14 protein-coding genes are annotated in these 15661 nt (G+C 72.6%); 4 read left to right on the forward strand and 10 right to left on the reverse strand.

Annotation, left to right across the window (positions count from 1 at the left end):
- Nucleotides 1–9: 9 nt before the first annotated feature.
- The 8 genes from MED15_RS11230 to eccB all read right to left on the reverse strand — a co-directional run bounded on the left by MED15_RS11230 (nucleotide 10) and on the right by eccB (nucleotide 6599).
- Nucleotides 10–654: a C39 family peptidase gene (locus tag MED15_RS11230; protein WP_091395184.1), complete on the reverse strand. Its 645-nt coding sequence runs from the start codon at nucleotides 652–654 to the stop codon at nucleotides 10–12.
- Nucleotides 655–876: 222 nt separating this feature from the next.
- Nucleotides 877–1284 (reverse strand): pyridoxamine 5'-phosphate oxidase family protein, encoded by a 408-nt coding sequence (locus MED15_RS11235; protein ID WP_112581797.1) that lies wholly within the window; start codon nucleotides 1282–1284, stop codon nucleotides 877–879.
- A 32-nt stretch (nucleotides 1285–1316) separates the two neighbouring features.
- On the reverse strand, nucleotides 1317–1658 hold the full coding sequence (locus MED15_RS11240; protein WP_112581796.1) for a YkvA family protein: 342 nt from the start codon (nucleotides 1656–1658) through the stop codon (nucleotides 1317–1319).
- A 33-nt stretch (nucleotides 1659–1691) separates the two neighbouring features.
- A complete protein-coding gene (locus tag MED15_RS11245) occupies nucleotides 1692–2510 on the reverse strand; it encodes a hypothetical protein (protein ID WP_112735693.1) in 819 nt (272 codons plus the stop codon).
- Nucleotides 2511–2667: 157 nt separating this feature from the next.
- The gene (locus MED15_RS11250; RefSeq protein ID WP_112603955.1) at nucleotides 2668–2988 is read right to left on the reverse strand and encodes a hypothetical protein; all 321 of its coding nucleotides are present in this window, start codon (nucleotides 2986–2988) and stop codon (nucleotides 2668–2670) included.
- 246 nt (nucleotides 2989–3234) lie between these two features.
- A complete protein-coding gene (locus MED15_RS11255) occupies nucleotides 3235–4530 on the reverse strand; it encodes a WXG100 family type VII secretion target (RefSeq protein ID WP_112735541.1) in 1296 nt (431 codons plus the stop codon).
- Nucleotides 4523–4933: a hypothetical protein gene (locus MED15_RS11260; protein ID WP_244220432.1), complete on the reverse strand. Its 411-nt coding sequence runs from the start codon at nucleotides 4931–4933 to the stop codon at nucleotides 4523–4525. The genes MED15_RS11255 and MED15_RS11260 overlap by 8 nt, the downstream gene beginning before the upstream one ends.
- 46 nt (nucleotides 4934–4979) lie before the next feature.
- Nucleotides 4980–6599, reverse strand: a complete 1620-nt coding sequence (gene eccB / locus MED15_RS11265; protein ID WP_112603575.1) for a type VII secretion protein EccB — start codon at nucleotides 6597–6599, stop codon at nucleotides 4980–4982.
- Nucleotides 6600–6762: 163 nt separating this feature from the next.
- Here eccB and MED15_RS11270 point away from each other — a divergent pair, with 163 nt between their 5' ends.
- Nucleotides 6763–7950: a type VII secretion protein EccE gene (locus MED15_RS11270; RefSeq protein ID WP_112581792.1), complete on the forward strand. Its 1188-nt coding sequence runs from the start codon at nucleotides 6763–6765 to the stop codon at nucleotides 7948–7950.
- Between the two features lie 22 nt (nucleotides 7951–7972).
- On the opposite strand, the gene eccD is transcribed toward MED15_RS11270, so the two are convergent.
- Nucleotides 7973–9370: a type VII secretion integral membrane protein EccD gene (eccD, locus tag MED15_RS11275; protein WP_112735543.1), complete on the reverse strand. Its 1398-nt coding sequence runs from the start codon at nucleotides 9368–9370 to the stop codon at nucleotides 7973–7975.
- A 166-nt stretch (nucleotides 9371–9536) separates the two neighbouring features.
- Between eccD and eccCa the strand changes: the two genes are divergently transcribed.
- The 3 genes from eccCa to MED15_RS11290 all read left to right on the forward strand — a co-directional run bounded on the left by eccCa (nucleotide 9537) and on the right by MED15_RS11290 (nucleotide 14319).
- Nucleotides 9537–13502 (forward strand): type VII secretion protein EccCa, encoded by a 3966-nt coding sequence (gene eccCa / locus MED15_RS11280; RefSeq protein ID WP_112735545.1) that lies wholly within the window; start codon nucleotides 9537–9539, stop codon nucleotides 13500–13502.
- 204 nt (nucleotides 13503–13706) lie between these two features.
- Nucleotides 13707–14015 carry a WXG100 family type VII secretion target gene (locus MED15_RS11285; protein WP_030329557.1) on the forward strand — a complete coding sequence of 103 codons (309 nt, stop codon included), beginning with the start codon at nucleotides 13707–13709 and terminating at the stop codon, nucleotides 14013–14015.
- Between the two features lie 25 nt (nucleotides 14016–14040).
- Nucleotides 14041–14319, forward strand: a complete 279-nt coding sequence (locus MED15_RS11290; RefSeq protein WP_030329555.1) for a WXG100 family type VII secretion target — start codon at nucleotides 14041–14043, stop codon at nucleotides 14317–14319.
- A 98-nt stretch (nucleotides 14320–14417) separates the two neighbouring features.
- Here MED15_RS11290 and mycP read toward each other — a convergent pair whose 3' ends face one another.
- Complete coding sequence (mycP, locus tag MED15_RS11295) at nucleotides 14418–15647, reverse strand: type VII secretion-associated serine protease mycosin (protein WP_244220433.1); 1230 nt, start codon at nucleotides 15645–15647, stop codon at nucleotides 14418–14420.
- Nucleotides 15648–15661 lie beyond the last annotated feature (14 nt).

Below are 15661 nucleotides of genomic sequence, written 5' to 3' on the forward strand. Positions count from 1 at the left end.
CCGTTCGGATCAGGAGGAGTAACCGCGCTCCGCGATCCAGTTGGCGACCTTCGGCAGGCTCATCCAGTACTCGCCCAACGCCGGGTCGGCCGGGTCGGCGACCCGGATCGTGTCACCACCGTCGCGGTAGCCGACCAGGGTCAGGTAGTGGCCACCCTCGTACGAGTGCGGGTTGCCGTCGGTGTCCACTGTCGTGCCCTTGATGTTGGCCACGACCGGTCGGCCGGCGTCCACCGCGGCCAGCACGTCACGGCGCAGCTGCTCGACCTGGTCGGGGCGGGCCACCGAATCACGGATCTCGGTGGTCCGGTACTTGCCACCGGTCAGCTCGTTCAGCACGCGGGTGGTGTCCAGGGCCGAGGGGGTACCCGCCTCGGTGGTGCCGAGCAGCCGGGCCACCTCGTCCTGGGACAGCGCCTTGCCCTGCGCGGACAACGCGATCCGGGTCGCGGCCGGGCCGCAGTAGTAGAAGTTCGGCTGGGCCTGGTAGTCGACGCCGAGGATCCGCTCGGCGTGCCGGTCGTTCTGGCTCGACGAGGCCGGGGCGGCCTGCGCCGGGGCGGCCTGCGCGGCCACCGCCGGGCCGAGGGCGCAGCCGCCGGCGACCAGCAGGCCGACGACGGACAGACCGCTCTTCTGGACGATCGGGTTCATGGTCGAGTCTCCGTTCGGGGGTTGGCGCCTCCGGCCAGCGGAGGGCGGCAGCACCGGGAATGGCGCTCGGCGCAACAGGGGGCCGACCATCGGTGGTCTCGGCCCTGGGCGTACCGAGGGCGTAACCGCTCTGCTCCACGGAGAATTCCGTCGGCTGCGGGCACCGTCACCCGCGCGGCATCCCTGCCTGACCCGAACCGGCCATCGGGGACAAACGTCAGCTCAGAGGCTGCCCAACAGCCTGGTCACGCTGATCTCGATGACCACCCGTTCCGGATTCGGGCGCGGTGTCCGATACCGCTCGGCGTACCGCCGCTCCGCCTCCGCCACGGCGGCCGGATCCGACCGCAGCACCGCGCGGCCCTCGATGGTCAACCAACGGCGGCCATCCACGTGGCACACGGCCACCGCCGCGCCCGCCGCGCCGGCAGCCGCCACCTGACGGGCCTTTCGGGAGGCGCCGGAGGTGATGACCCGGGCCAGGCCGGCCGCCGGGTCGAGAGTCACCCCGACCGGTACGACGTGCGGGGTGCCGTCCGCCCGCACTGTGGTCAGCGTCGCCAGGTGTCGTTCGGCGCAGAAGGCGACAACCCGCTCATCGTGCACGTCCAACCGATGATCGCCCGTCATGCCCCGTCCCCTGTCCGCCGAACCGACCCCGATCATGGCACGCGGCGACGCACCTGGCCCCGATCCGGCGGGGCGTCCGGCTGACCGGGCAGCTGGCGACCCGCCGCCCGACGTTGGTGCACCAGCCGGGTCAGGTAGATCAGCGCGGCGGCCAGGACTCCCATGTCGTCCAGGTAGATCGGATCCGGCAGAACGTCCACCGGGAAGATCGTGTAGATCAGTGCCCCGTAGAAGGCGACCTTGCCGCCCGCGCCCAGCCCGGTCAGCAGCCTCCGGGTACGCACCACCCGCACTGCCAGCACCACGGCACCGACCAGTGTGGCGAGCGCCAGGATGCTGGCGATCACCACGAGGACCCACGCCTGTCGGGACATGCCGTCACGCTAACCCACCCGAGCCCGTGCGGCTCAGAACGCGGGCACCGTCGCACGGCCGCGTGCGGTCACCTTGTTCTCCCGGGTCTGCTCGACGTTCTCCCGGGGCTGCGCGCCCACAGGTCGGGCAACCTCGCTCAGCGGCAGCACCGACGCCGACTCGGCGACCCGCCGTCCGGTCGCGGCGTGCGCCTCCTCGCGCAGACTGCGAGCCGCGGCCACCGCCAACTCCGCCGCCCGCCACGCGGCCTGCTCCCGCTCGCGGGCTGCGGCGTGCCGGGCCGCCAGGTTGTCCCGGATCGCCCGCTGGAGCACCAGCTCCTGCTCGACCGGGTGCAGTCGCGGGTCCCAGCCGTCGCGGTGCGCGAAGACGTCGCTGAGCTGCTCCACCGACAGCTCCCGCCGCCAGTACGCATCCAGCGCCGCCCGGTGCAGGTAGCGCTCGCGGTCCGCGTACTCGGCGGGGGTCCGTGCGGTGTGCGGCAGCGGCATCGCGGCCGCCGCGTCGAGCCGCCGTACGCCAGCCTCGGCCGCCTCGTACGCCAGCCAGGCCGCCTCGACCGCCTCCTGTGCGGCCACCCACTCCGCCCGACGGCGCCGCACGGTGGTGGTCGCCCGCTCCGCGGCCACCGCGACCTCCTGCGCGTAGCGGCTCTGCTCCCGCTCCTCCTGCGCCTGCTCAAGTTGGCTCGGCATCGCGGCGCGGCGGATCCGGGAGCCCGGGTCGAAGCGGAACCGGCCGGGCCGCAGCAGGAGAGCGGAGACAGCGACGGCTACCACCCCGAGCAGGCTCAGCCAGATGACGGCGGCCCGGGAAAGGTCTGGCAGGACGGCGGAGAGGATGGTTTGCATGATCAGCACCTCGCGGTCGAAGGCGGGTATCGACGGGCGGGAGTAAGGCGCGGCAGCACCGGTCGGCCCGGTGGCGGGATGGTCCCGTCGACGGCGAACTCAGGTGCCGTGCGGGAGGATCAGCCGGGATCGGGCCCCGGGGATCGCCGGGCCTGGCTCAGCGGGCGGGCGGGCCGCGTCGTGCAGGAGAGCCACGGCCGGGATCGATGGCCGGGACGTGCACCGGGCGCGTCACGACCGGACCGGTCGCCGTGGCGGTATCGAGCGTGCCAGCCGGCGGGGCTTCAGCGGGCTGGGCGGCCCGCTGGTTGGCCGGGGCGGCGTCGGGGCGGACACTTGCCACCCGGCTGCTCACAGCACTGGGCCGCAGCTGCGTGGGGGCGGGCGGTGGGGTCGCGGCGAGAGCGGCACCGAGGCCGACCGCGAGCACCAGCGCGGTGACCGCCAGACGGGTCAGTTCCCGCAGTGACCGCAGCACAGCCCACCTGGCTGGGCGGACAGAAGCTGCGGACGACACCCAACCAACCTATCGCTCGTCCTGGCCCACCGCAGCACGGCGAGGGACCGGACGGGCGTGACCGCCACCACCATGCGCACTGTGGACGGTGTCGATCGGGGGCCGGGAACGGCGGTGCCCCCGACCGGATCGGGTCCGATCGGGGGCACCGTGCATCGTTGGGGGTGGCACCGCTGGCGGGGTGGGCGTGCCGGCGGCGGGCCGTGGTCAGTCGCCGGTGCCGAGCACCCGGGGCGCCGCCTTCTCGTCGCCCTGCCACACCATCTCGTCCTCGGTCAACCAGGTCAGCCGCTCGTCGGAGTCGTCGTCCTGCGCTCGACCCTGCCCGCCGAGCACACCAGGACGGCCGCCGCCGGAGCCCGGTCGGGCGTTGCCGCCGGTCATGGCCGGGCGTCCGCCGCTCCCACCGCGCTGGCCGTCGATGCTGCGCCCGACCCCGTTGGCGGCGCGGGTCTCCGCCGGGGCCGCACCACCACCGGTCGGTCGAGCCGAGGCGGGGGCCGCGTTGCCCGAGCCCGCGAGCGCGCCGCTGCGCAACACCCCGCCGGCCGGTGACCCGCCCTGTGCTCCATAGAGCAGGCCGGGACCAGTGCTCGCCGCAGCGGGCGCGCCGGCCGGCCCGGACAGCCCGACCAGCCCGGCGGCACCCCCGCCGAGCAGCGCGCCGCCGACCAGTGGGTCGGCTCCGGCGAGGGAGGTGCCGCGGTCGGCGAGGTCGCTGCCAACGCCGATCGGAGCGGCGCCGACAGCCGGGCTGCCACCGGTGCCCGAGCCGACCTCGCCCGGCGTCGAACCGTCGCCCGGCAGTTGGGCAACCCGGTCGGGCGACGAGATGGTCGCGTCGCCAGTGTGCCCGGTGCCAGCGCCGGTGTTGGGGCCGCCGGACACCCTGGCGATTGCCGAGACACTCTGTGGCGTCGTCGGATCCTTGCGGGCGGTGCTCGGAGTATCCGGGTCGGGCGGGGGCGGTTCGACCACCCGGTCGTAGGCGGAGATCTCGTAACTGTTGGCCAGGCCGGCCACCAGGTTCACCATCCGCTGGTGGGCCTTCTCCTGCTCAGCCTTGTCCTGCTGGTGACCTGCGATGCCCCCGACGATCAGACCGGTCAGGCCGAAGGCCGCGCCACCCTTGATCGCGCCGCCGATCGCCTTGTCGTTGTCGTCGGTCTCCTCCGGGCTCTCGGCCTGCTTGTGGGCGGCGCGCAGATGGTCGGCCATCATGGTCAACCCCTGCTTGATGCCGGCCATCCCTTCGCCCAACGCGTCGGTGTGGGCGACGATCAGGCTGAGTCGCCGATGGAACTCCCGACCCGCCGAACCCGTCCACGTGTTGGCGAGCTTGTCGAGGTCGCCGCTCAGATCCCGGCCGAGGCCGTCGAGGACGCCCTTGAGCTCGGCCCACTGGGTGGCCACGCCCTCGATCTGCTCCGGCTTGCCCGCCATCAGGCCGTCGTACAGCTGCTGGTGGCTGTTGCCCTGGTAGCGCTGGGTGTATTCAGACACGCCGGTCCTCCTTCGGCTGAAACGCCCGGTCGACCGGGTTCAGCGCGGCGGTGACATCGTCGGCGTTGGCCGCGTTACGCGCCTCGGCTGTGCGGTAGTTGCTCAGGATCGTGCTGGTCGCCTGCTGCGCCGCCAGCACCGCCTGCCGGATCCGTTCGGCCTGGTCGACATAGGACTGGTGCACCTCGCTGTAGCGACGCGCCTTGTCGGTGGCGTCGAAGAACGAGCCCAGCGCCGGAGGACGGCACTGCATCTCGGTGTTGAGCTTGCGCAGCACCGACTCGGCCTGGCTCAACCGCGACGCCAGGTGCTCGTGGAAGTCCTCAAGGGACAACAGGTCGACTTCCGTACGCCCGGCCATGGCAACATCCCCGTCGTTCTGGTTGACAACCGTCAGCGACATCCAGGTTAGTCCACCAGTGCGACTCCGGGCGACCCGCCGAAGCTGCTCAGCCGTCGGCGCCGGTCGATTCCGTGGACCCCCCGCCGGTCCCGCCGCTCGACGGGGTGCCACCGGCCGGACCCGAGGGTGTGGACCCCGACGGTGGCGCGGCGGACGACGACCCCGACGGCGGCGCCGCGGACGGCGTGCCCGAGGGCGGCGCCGCGGATGGTGAGCCCGACCTCGGCGCGGCCGACGGTGGTGCGGACGGTGCCGGCCCGTCGGGAGCGAAGACGGCGAAGGCGTCCTCGCGGTCCAGGGTCGGCCCGGTCGGGATCAGCGCGAGCAGGGAGCCGGGCACCGCCAGCGGGGTGATCCCGCCGTAGCCGAGCACGTCCAGTGTCGCCGCCGAGCCGAGCGGATACCGGATGCCCTGCGGGCTGATCAGGTAGATCGTCGACCCGGCGGCGCCGGTCCCGCTGGTCCCGGCGCCGGGCGAAGCCTGCGCGATGACACCCTTACCGCCGGGCAGCAGCACCGCCTCAGCGGTGCGTACGGCGTCGCGCCTGGTCTGGCGCACCGGCACCAGGCCCGGATCGCTGTCGGTCAACTCGGTCGGCACCCGGTCGAAGACCTCCAGGGTGGTGGTCGGCGGGCCGCCCGAGCTGTCCTTGCGGTACGTCGCGCACAGCGTGGTCTGACCGGGCTGGGCCGGGTAGAGGGCGGGCATCGTCGGGGGCACCCCCTCCTCCTCGATCCGCCGCTCCTCGAACGCCTCGCTGGCCTGGTTCGGCGTGATGTCGGTGATCCGACCGCCGTTGCTGACGAGCAGCAGAGCGGTGATCTCACTGATCGAGACGAGAGCGTCCCGGGTCAGCACGTAGTGCCGCCCGGCGGCCTTGAACACGGAACCGACGTCGTGCAACTGCCCGGCCACCTTGCGACTGCTGGCCTCGCCCTCACCGGGCAGCGACGGTCGGCGCAGCGGTGGCCCGGCCGGCACGGCGTTGAGCAGTTGCTGCCCGACCTGGAGTCGCTCGGTGCCGGCCATCCGCAGCGCCGTGATCGTGCGGGACGGGTCGAGTAGCTGGAGCCGGGTGTTGTTGGTGACCAGGTACCGCTGGTCGTTCACCGAGACCAGCACCGCCCGGTCACCCAGCGGCGTGCCGCCGGGCAGCGCCCGGTCGATCACCAGTCGGGTGCTGGACCGCTGCCGGTCGACCGGGTCGGGCACGTCGCAGACCGACCAGGGCAGCCCGGTCAGCGACTTGCGGTCCGGCAGGGCGTCCGGTGCCCCGACGATGCCGACGGTGACGCCGCGGGGCCGGTCCCGCAGCGACGCCTGGGACATCGTCCGCACCTGGGCACTCGCGTCGTTCACGATGAGGCGCGCCGAGGTGTAGTTGAGCGTCGGGTGCAGCTTGCCCTCGATGAACACGTACGTCGCGCCGGTCTCCCGTTCGATGACCAGGGTCTGGTCGTCCAGCGGCGCCGCGCCGCCGGTCAACTGGCCGTAGGCACCCACCCCGCCGAGCACGATGGCCGCGGTGAGGACACTGCCGAAGACGGCCATGCCGAGCCGCCGCATCGGCAGGTTGGTGGTCTCCGGATCGCCAGACAGCAAGGCGGAGACGATGCGGCGGGTGACGAAGCGGTACGCCTGCACCTGATCGCGGCGGGTCCGCATGACTTACCTCCGGCGGGGTGGATCCGCGACGATCAGGGTCGGGGTGCCGTCGCGGGCTTCCCTACGATAAGGGGCCGACGGTGGTTCCTTGGGACCACCGCTCGTGGCCGGCACCGGAGGAGACCCGGCGCAGAGTCGTACCGTGCAGGAGGGACAGTCAGCGATGACGCAGGTTCAGGCGCCACCCGCCCGAGCGGTCACGGACCCTGTCGACGTTCCGACCCGGCCGGTGCCCCCGGCCGAGCGGCCCGGCCGCGGGCGGGTCGGCCCCGTGCTGGTCGGGCAGCTCGTCGTACTGGAGTTGTGCGTGGTCGGCGTCTGGGCCGCCACGGCCGGACCCACCTGGGTGCTCGCTGCGGCGGGCGCCGCGGCGCTGCTGGTCGTCCTGGCGGCCTTCGCCCGTCGGGGTGGCCGCTGGTGGTTCGAGGACCTGCTGCTGCGCCGACGGTTGCGGCGACGCGGTGAGCGGGCGTCGGCCGCGCTGGCCAGTGGTACGGCGACCGACCCGAGGTTGGCTGCGCTCGCCCCTGAGCTGAGCGTCATCGAGCTGACCGACCGAGGCACCCGGCTCGGCATCGGGCGTGACGACCAGGGCTGGTTCGCCGCCGTCGCCCTGCAGTCCGCGACCGGTGCGGCGGTCGGCTCCGTCGACGCCGCCGCGGTGGACCGCGCGCTGCAGGTGCTCGCGGACTTCAGCGCCCCGGTCTCCCGGGCCCAGGTCGTCGCGCACACGTTGGTCTGGTACCCGGCACCCGGTGCGCCGCCGGCGGCCCACCGGACCGTGTGGGTGGCGCTGCGGCTCACCGTCCGGGACGCCCGGGTCGAGGCGGTGAGCCGCGGCGGCGGGCTGACCGGCGTACACCGGACGGTGGCGGCCGGGATCGGCCGGCTCGGCAAGGCGCTGACGTCGGCGGGCCTGGCTCATCGCCCGCTGGGCCGGGAGGAGCTACGTGCGGCCATCGTCTCGGCCGCCGGTCTGGACCTGGTGCCCGAGGCGCCGGCGGAGAGTTGGCGTGGGCTGCGCGGCGGCGGCTGGACGCACCGCTGCATGGCTCTGCGGGGCCGCTTCGACGCGCCGCTCGGTCCGCTCGTGGACGCGATCACCGCGACCTCGGCGCCGTCGCACACGGTGGCCGTGACCGTCTCGTCGGACGGTCGGGTGGCGGCGCCGCTGCTGCGGGTCGCGGCGATGGACAACCACGTCGAGGCTCTGGTCAAGGTGGTTCGTGAGGTCGCCGGCCGGGTGGGCGCGTCGACCCGGCCGATGGACGGTCAGCATGCTCCGGGCGTCTACGCCACCGCTCCGGTCGCCTCGGCGCTGGGCGTCGCCACCGGTCCGCGGTCGCGCTGACCGGTGCGGCGACGGCACGCGGTCAGGGTCGGAGGTTGACGATCCAGCCGTAGAGGCCGCAGACCCAGAAGGCGAGCGGCACCAACGAGATGATGAGCAGGATCTCGGCGATGTCGAGCAGGCGGCCCCAGACCGGCGAGATGCGCTTACCGGCGACGGTCAGACCGTAGATCAGGCTGATCACCGCGGCGAGCACCAGACCGCCCAGGATCAGGCCGAGCCGGACCGGCAGCGACCCACCGGCGAAGGTGGTCGCGGCGGCCAGGCCCAGGCCCACGGTGCCGGCCAGCAGCACCGGGGTGCGCTGGGCCCGGCCCAGGAGGGGGCGGGCCCGCAGCAGCGCCAGCAGGGCCAGCACCAGGCACAGCAGGACCGCGGGCAGGCGGCTGTCCAGGGCCAGCACGAGTTGTGCGCCCAGCACCAGCAGCGAGACCGTCCACAGCAGACCGGTCAGGAACTGGTCGGCGCGCTCACTCTGCTGGAGCACCTGCCGGCCGTCCACCGACTCGCTGTCGGTCTTCAGGTCCTCCGGGCCGGTCGGAATCGACGGCACCGGCAGCCGGGCCAGCCGGTAGGCCATCATCGGCAGCGCCGGCACCACGCCGAACGCGACCGCCGCGACCACCGCGGCGGAGGCCGCCGCGTCGAGGCTGAGGACCAGGCAGAGCACCGCGCCCAGGCCGGTCGCGGCCGCGACCCCGATCGCGGCGAAGAACAGGGGGTACCGGTCGCCGACCGCCAGCACGGCCACCGCGCCGGCCACCACCGCGGCGGTCGCCGCGAGCAGGACATGTGGACTGGCCAGGTCGGTCAGCGATCGATTGCCGGCGAGCAGCAGCAGGCCGCCGATGGCGGCGTGCACCAGGCCGACCAGGGCCAGCACCGAGCCGATGCCGCTGTCACCGGCGGCCCTGGACAGCACCGCCGCGCCCACCAGCAGCGCCACCGCGACCAGCAGCGCGGCCAGCGCGCCGGGCAGGTGCGGCGGACCGGCGAAGAGAGCGGCCAGCGCGCCGGCGCCGAGTGCCGCCGCCGCGAAGACCACAGCAAAGGAGCGGGTCGCGCCGACCTGCCAGGCGCCGGGGCGCTGGTTGGTCGCGGTGGCGACCGCGTCCACCACGTCGTCGAAGACGATCTCCGGCGCGGCATCGGACCGGGGGTTGAAGTACAGCACCTCACCGTCCCGGACGCTGAGCTGCGCGGCGGTACGACCACCGTCGAGGGGCGCACCGCCCAACCGGGACAGTGCCCAGCCGCCGTGCCGCGCACCCTCGTCGGCCATGTCCTCACCGGCGTAGCGCAGCAGGGTGGGGAGCAGATCGGCCAACGGCACGTCCGACGGCAGCGCCAGATCCATCCGGGTACGCGGAGCCACGATGGTGATCCGGCTGAGACCACCGGTCGCCGTCTTCGTCGCCACAGTGGCCTCCAGGTGTGCGTCTGTGATCGGCTGGCTGGAATGCTGCGGTCCGGGTCCACCGCGCACACGGCAGATTACCTACGATGACGGCACGTACGATGCCCACCCGCGGGCGGTGTTCCGCGGGCCGCACGTCATCAGGGCCGCTTCTGGGGAGGAGACAGCCGTGAGCACTGTGGTGTTCCGCCGGCTCCCGCGTCAGCCGGGGCCGGCCTTACCGCGCGGCGAGGTGCTGCTGGAGTCGCCTCCCGAGCTGCCCGAGCCGACGCCCCGCGGGATGGGGCAGCTGCTCATGATCCTGCCGATGTTCTGCGGGGTCGGTGCGATGGCGTTCCTCTACGCCGGCAAGGGCGGCGGCATGATGACCTACGTCGCCGGTGGTCTGTTCGGTGTCTCGATGCTCGGCATGGCGATCGGCTCGCTGGCGAACAGCGGCGGCAAGGACAAGGCCGAGCTGAACGCCGATCGCCGCGACTACATGCGCTACCTGGCGCAGATGCGCAAGCGCACCCGGCGTGCCGCCGAGCAGCAGCGGGCCGCGATGGCCTGGCGGCACCCGGAGCCCGACGCGCTCTGGTCGATCGCCGCGTCCCGGCGGCTCTGGGAGCGACGGATCACCGAGGACGACTTCGGCGAGACCCGGATCGCCCTCGGCCCGCAGCGGCTCGCCGTGGAGATCGTCCCACCGGAGACGAAGCCGGTGGAGGACCTGGAGCCGATGAGCGCCATCGCGCTTCGCCGGTTCGTCCGGGCACACTCCACTGTGCCCGACCTGCCGACGGCGCTGTCGGTGCGCGCGTTCAGCCGGGTGGTGCTGCGCGGCGACCGCGAGCCGGTGCTCGACCTGACCCGGGCGGCGCTGGGGCAGCTGGCCACCTTCCACGCACCGGACGACCTGGTGATCGCGGTGGTCGCCGCACCCGACCGGCAGTCGTCCTGGGGCTGGGTGAAGTGGCTGCCACACGCCCACCACAGCGGTCGTACGGACGCGGCCGGCGCGCGCCGGTTGGTCTTCGCCAGCCTGGCCGAGGCCGAGGCCGCGCTCGCCGCCGAGCTGGGCGGGCGGCCCCGGTTCGCGCCGGAGGCCAAACCGCTGACCACCGCCCCGCACCTGGTCGTGGTGATCGACGGCGGAGAGATCTCGCCGACCTGTCAGCTGATCGGCCCGGGGCTGCTCGGCGCCACAGTGATCGACCTCTCCGGGACGGTGCCGCGCGACGCCGGCCGCTGGCTGCTCTGCCTCGACGTGAATGACGGAAGCTCACTCGACCTGGTCCGGGGCAGTTCGTCGTCGACGCTGGGTCGGCCCGACCGGCTCAGCGCCGAGGCCGCCGAGGGGCTGGCCCGACAGATCGCCCCCTTCCGGCTCTCCCAGCAGCAGACCGGCGGCGACGAGCCGCTGGCCCGCAGCACGGAGCTGCCGGACCTGCTCGGCGTCGGTGACGCCGCGGCGGTGGACGTGCAGAACACCTGGCGCCCGCGTGGGCACCGCGACCGGCTGCGCATCCCGCTCGGCGTCGGCCCGGACGGCAACGTGGTCGAGCTCGACTTCAAGGAGTCGGCGCACGAGGGCATGGGCCCGCACGGTCTGGTGATCGGTGCGACCGGCTCCGGCAAGAGCGAGCTGCTGCGTACGGTGGTGGCCGCGTTGGCGGTGACCCACTCGTCGGAGGAACTGAACTTCGTCCTTGTCGACTTCAAGGGCGGCGCGACCTTCGCCTCGCTGGAGGCGCTGCCGCACACCAGCGCGGTGATCACCAACCTGGCCGACGAGCTGCCGTTGGTCGACCGGATGCGCGACGCGCTCGCCGGCGAGATGGTGCGCCGGCAGGAGCTGTTGCGGGCGGCCGGCAACTACGTCTCCCGGTTCGAGTACGAGAAGGCGCGCTCGGCCGGTGAGCCGCTGGCGCCGATGCCCAGCTTGTTGATCATCTGTGACGAGTTCAGCGAACTGCTCGCCGCCAAACCGGACTTCATCGACCTGTTCGTGATGATCGGCCGGTTGGGTCGGTCCCTCGGCGTGCACCTGCTGCTGGCCAGCCAGCGCCTCGAAGAGGGCAAGCTGCGGGGCCTCGACACGCACCTGTCGTACCGGATCGGTCTGCGGACGTTCTCCGCTGTGGAGAGCCGGATCGTGCTCGGCGTACCGGACGCGTACGAGCTGCCGAACGCGCCGGGCCACGGCTACCTGAAGACGGACACCAGCACCATGCTGCGGTTCCGGGCCGCGTACGTGTCGGGGGCGTACCGGGCGCCGGGGCAGCAGGCCTCCGCCTCGCAGGCGCTGGTGCAGCGGCGGATCGTGCCGTACGGCCTCGACTTCGTTCCGGTGCAGGTCCCGCAGGCGCCGGTGGCCACCGCCCCGGAGCCGGAGCAGCCGGCCGACGGCAAGGCCGTGGCGATGCTCGACGTGCTGATCGACCAGCTCAAGGGTCGGGGCCGGCCGGCGCACCAGGTGTGGCTGCCGCCGCTTGCCGATCCGCCGGGTCTGGGTGAGCTGCTCGGCCCGCTGGCGGTCGACCCGACCTACGGGCTGTGCACCGCCTCCTGGCCTGGGCGTGGGCGACTGACAGTGCCGGTCGGTGTGGTGGACCGGCCCTACGAGCAGCGTCGGGACCCGATGATGGTCGAGCTGGCCGGCGCGGGCGGCAACGTGGTCATCGTCGGTCGGTCGATGAGTGGCAAGAGCACGATGCTGCGTACGCTGCTGGCCTCGCTGGCGCTGACGCACACGCCGCGGGAGGTGCAGTTTTTCTGTCTGGACTTCGGCGGGGGCGCGCTGCGCAGTATGGAGCGGTTGCCGCACGTGGCGGGGGTGGCGGGTCGGCGCGACGTTGAGGCGGTCCGTCGGACGGTGGCCGAGGTGGTGGCCGTGCTGGACGAGCGGGAGGCTCGTTTCGCCCAGCATGGCATCGACTCGGTGGCGAGTTACCGCCGTCGCCGTGCCGCCGGCGAGTTCGCCGATGATCCGTTCGGCGACGTGTTCCTGGTGGTGGACGGGTGGAACACCCTGCGTCAGGAGTACGAGGAGCTGGAGCAGACGATCACCACGTTGGCCAACCGGGGCCTCGGCTTCGGTGTGCACGTGGTGCTCACCGCCGTCCGGTGGGCGGAGATCCGGATCAACATGCGGGATCTGCTCGGCACCAAGTTGGAGCTGCGTCTCGGTGACGCGTCGGAGTCAGAGATCGATCGTCGGGCGGCGAACAACGTGCCGGAGAAGTCGCCCGGTCGTGGCCTGACCCGGGACAAGCTGCACTTCCTCACCGCCATCTCGCGGATCGACGGCCGCCGTGACATCGACGATCTGAGTGAGGCCTCGCTGTCCCTGGCCGGGCACGTGGCGGCGAACTGGCCGGGTCGCCCGGCGCCGAAGGTGCGGTTGCTGCCGCGCCGGCTGCCGGTGGCGGAGCTGGCCCGGATCATCGACCGCTCGGCACCCGGTCTTCCGGTCGGTGTCAACGAGTCGGCACTCGCGCCGGTCTACCTGGATCTGGCCAACGAGCCGCACCTGACGGTCTTCGGCGACGCGGAGTGCGGCAAGACCAACCTGCTGCGCCTGATCGCCCGGGGGATCACCGAGCGGTACACGCCGGCGCAGGCCCGGCTGGTGATCGCTGACTACCGGCGTGGCCTGCTGGGCGCGGTAGAGGGTGACCACCTGCTCGACTACGCCCCGTCGAACCAGGCGTTCGCTCAGGGGCTCGCGTCGATCCGCAGCGCGCTGTCCAACCGTCTGCCCGGCCCGGACGTGACCACCGCCCAGCTGCGTGATCGGAGCTGGTGGAAGGGTCCGGACCTGTACATCCTGGTGGACGACTACGACCTGGTGGCCTCGGGCGGCAGCAACCCGCTGAGCGCCCTGCACGAGCTGTTGCCGCAGGCCCGCGACATCGGTCTGCACCTGATCGTCACGCGCCGCGTCGGTGGTGTGTCCAGGGCGCTCTACGAGCCGGTGCTGCAACGGCTTCGCGAGTTGGACTCGCCAGGCCTGCTGATGTCCGGAAACCGGGAGGAGGGGGCGGTCTTCGGCACGCTGCGGCCGAGCCCGCAACCGCCCGGCCGGGGCACCCTGGTTCGCCGCCGCGATGGCCAGCAGCTGATTCAGACCGCCTGGTCCGAGCCAACCTGAGCGCTGTCGGTCGTTCGGTAGGGGGTGGTGGGCCGATCCGGCCCGATTCACCACCATCCATCGAACGTGACCGGTCAGGGCTGCGAGGGCTGGACACGTTCCAGTACGGTCTTCACAGGAGTGTCCGTCGGTGGGGTGTTGCTGCCTTGCCGCGGGGGAGGATGCGGCGAAGCCGCCACCACAACAGACGGAAGGGTGTGAAGCATGGCGTTCGAGGTCGAAGCTGCGACTCTGCATACCGCCGCGAGTGACGTGCGGTCCACGCGCAGCGAGGTCGACGGCGAGCTGAAGAAGCTGTGGAACGTGGTCGACGACCTGGCCATCGCGTGGAAGGGTCAGGCGTCCACGGGCTTCCAGTCGCTGATGACGCGCTGGAACGAGGACACCGTCAAACTGCTGACGGCGATGGACAGCATCGCTGACCTGCTCGACAAGTCGGGTACGACGCACCAGGTCAACGACGAAGAGCAGCAGCAGATGCTGGACAAGTTCCACTCTGCTCTCAACCCGTGATCCGTAGCCGGCAGAGGAGGAAAACGTGACGATCAAAGTTGACTATGCGGTCCTCGAGAGCAGCAACCAGCAGATGCAGGCCATCTCGAAGACCCTCGAGGAAAAGCTTGACACGCTGCGGTCGATGCTGACCAAGCTGCACTGGGACGGCGAGGACCGGGTTGCCTACGAGCAGCACCAGGCGAAGTGGGACGCGGCGGTCCGGGACATCAACCGGATCCTGAACGAGATCGGCGGTGCCGTGGGCATCGCCCGCGAAAACTACCTCACCACGGAGATGAGCAACTCCAAGGTGTGGAGCTGAGGCATTCGCACGAGCGGCTCCGGTCCGGTTCGCCCGGCCCGGAGCCGCTCTGTGTCTGACGTTGGCGGGCGTAGGCGTCGGGCCGCGGTGCGCCCCGCTCAGCCGGCAGTTGGTGCGTCGGTGCGTCGGCCGGGGCGCCAGTCGCGTCGGCGGCCAAGGGCCATGATCGGTCGCGCGACCAGCAGCAGCCCGGCGAGTAGCCCGCCGATGACCGCCGCCCAGATCGCGATGGGGCGCTGCCAGCTCAGCGGGTCGTCCCGCACGGCGGGCGCCGGGAGCGCGCCGGCCGGCGGGTTCGCCCGGGTGCCGAGCAGGCTCGACACCGCCCGGTACGGGTTGACCATCCCGTGCCCGATGTCGGCGTTCTGGCCCTCGGGTGGGTTGTCCGCGGTGCGTTTCAGCCGATCCGCGACCTGCTGCGGGTCGAGACCGGGGTAGGCGGCCCGGACCAGCGCGGCTACTCCCGACACGTACGCGGCGGCGTAGCTGGTGCCGCCCTCCGGCACGGTGCGGTAGCCGCTGTTTCCGGGCGCCGGCCCGACGATGTTCATCCCGGGCGCGGCGATGTCGACGTAGTCGCCGCTGATCGAGGTGCCGACGTGGCCGCCCTGCTCGTCCACCCCGCCGACCGCGATCACCCCGGGGTACGCGGCCGGGTAACCCGGCAGGTTCTGCGAATCTTCCGACCGGTTGCCAGCGGCGGCGACCAGCACCACCCCTTTGGCCAGCGCGCGCTCGACGGCTTCCGTCAGTTCGGGGCGGGGAATCGTGGTCAGGGACAGGTTGATCACATCGGCGCCCTGCGCGACCGCCCAGTCGATGGCTGCGGCGATCTGCGCGGGGAGTTGCGGGTTGTTGACCGCGCCGAGCTGCGGCAGAACCCGGATCGGCAGGATGCGGGCGGCCGGGGCGATGCCGCTGAAGGGGACGACAGCGCCCTCCCGGCCCGCGATGATGCCGGCGATCAGCGTGCCGTGCCCGGCCTCGTCGCACTGGCCCTGCCGGGCCGGCAGCCCGTTGAAGTCGCGACCCTCGAGCACCTGCCCCTTGAGGAGCGGGTGGGCGGCGGAGACTCCGGAATCGATCACGGCCACCGTGATCCCGGCGCCCCGGGACAGCGGCCACGCCGAGGCCGGCTCCAGCCGGCGGAGCGCCCACGGCATCTGGGTCAGGCTGTCGGTGCCGGTGGGACCGCAGAGGGGCGGCGCGGCGGTCGCGGGGGAGGGTGCCACCAGGCCGGCGCCGAGCAGGACCGCCAGCGTTCCACTGAGGACACCGTGAAGGGCACGGCGGGACGGGGTCGCGCTCAACGGCGGGCATTCGCGCACCCGCAAAGGTTACC

The organism is Micromonospora noduli (genome assembly GCF_003264475.1).
GTDB lineage: Bacteria > Actinomycetota > Actinomycetes > Mycobacteriales > Micromonosporaceae > Micromonospora > Micromonospora noduli.

Bases quoted from the DNA above. Each gene is read 5' to 3' on its own strand.
- MED15_RS11245 (WP_112735693.1), bottom strand. From the start codon at position 2,510: ATGCAAACCATCCTCTCCGCCGTCCTGCCAGACCTTTCCCGGGCCGCC.
- MED15_RS11230 (WP_091395184.1), bottom strand. From the start codon at position 654: ATGAACCCGATCGTCCAGAAGAGCGGTCTGTCCGTCGTCGGCCTGCTG.
- MED15_RS11240 (WP_112581796.1), bottom strand. From the start codon at position 1,658: ATGTCCCGACAGGCGTGGGTCCTCGTGGTGATCGCCAGCATCCTGGCG.
- MED15_RS11235 (WP_112581797.1), bottom strand. From the start codon at position 1,284: ATGACGGGCGATCATCGGTTGGACGTGCACGATGAGCGGGTTGTCGCC.
- MED15_RS11270 (WP_112581792.1), top strand. From the start codon at position 6,763: ATGACGCAGGTTCAGGCGCCACCCGCCCGAGCGGTCACGGACCCTGTC.
- MED15_RS11260 (WP_244220432.1), bottom strand. From the start codon at position 4,933: ATGTCGCTGACGGTTGTCAACCAGAACGACGGGGATGTTGCCATGGCC.
- MED15_RS11285 (WP_030329557.1), top strand. From the start codon at position 13,707: ATGGCGTTCGAGGTCGAAGCTGCGACTCTGCATACCGCCGCGAGTGAC.
- eccB (WP_112603575.1), bottom strand. From the start codon at position 6,599: ATGCGGACCCGCCGCGATCAGGTGCAGGCGTACCGCTTCGTCACCCGC.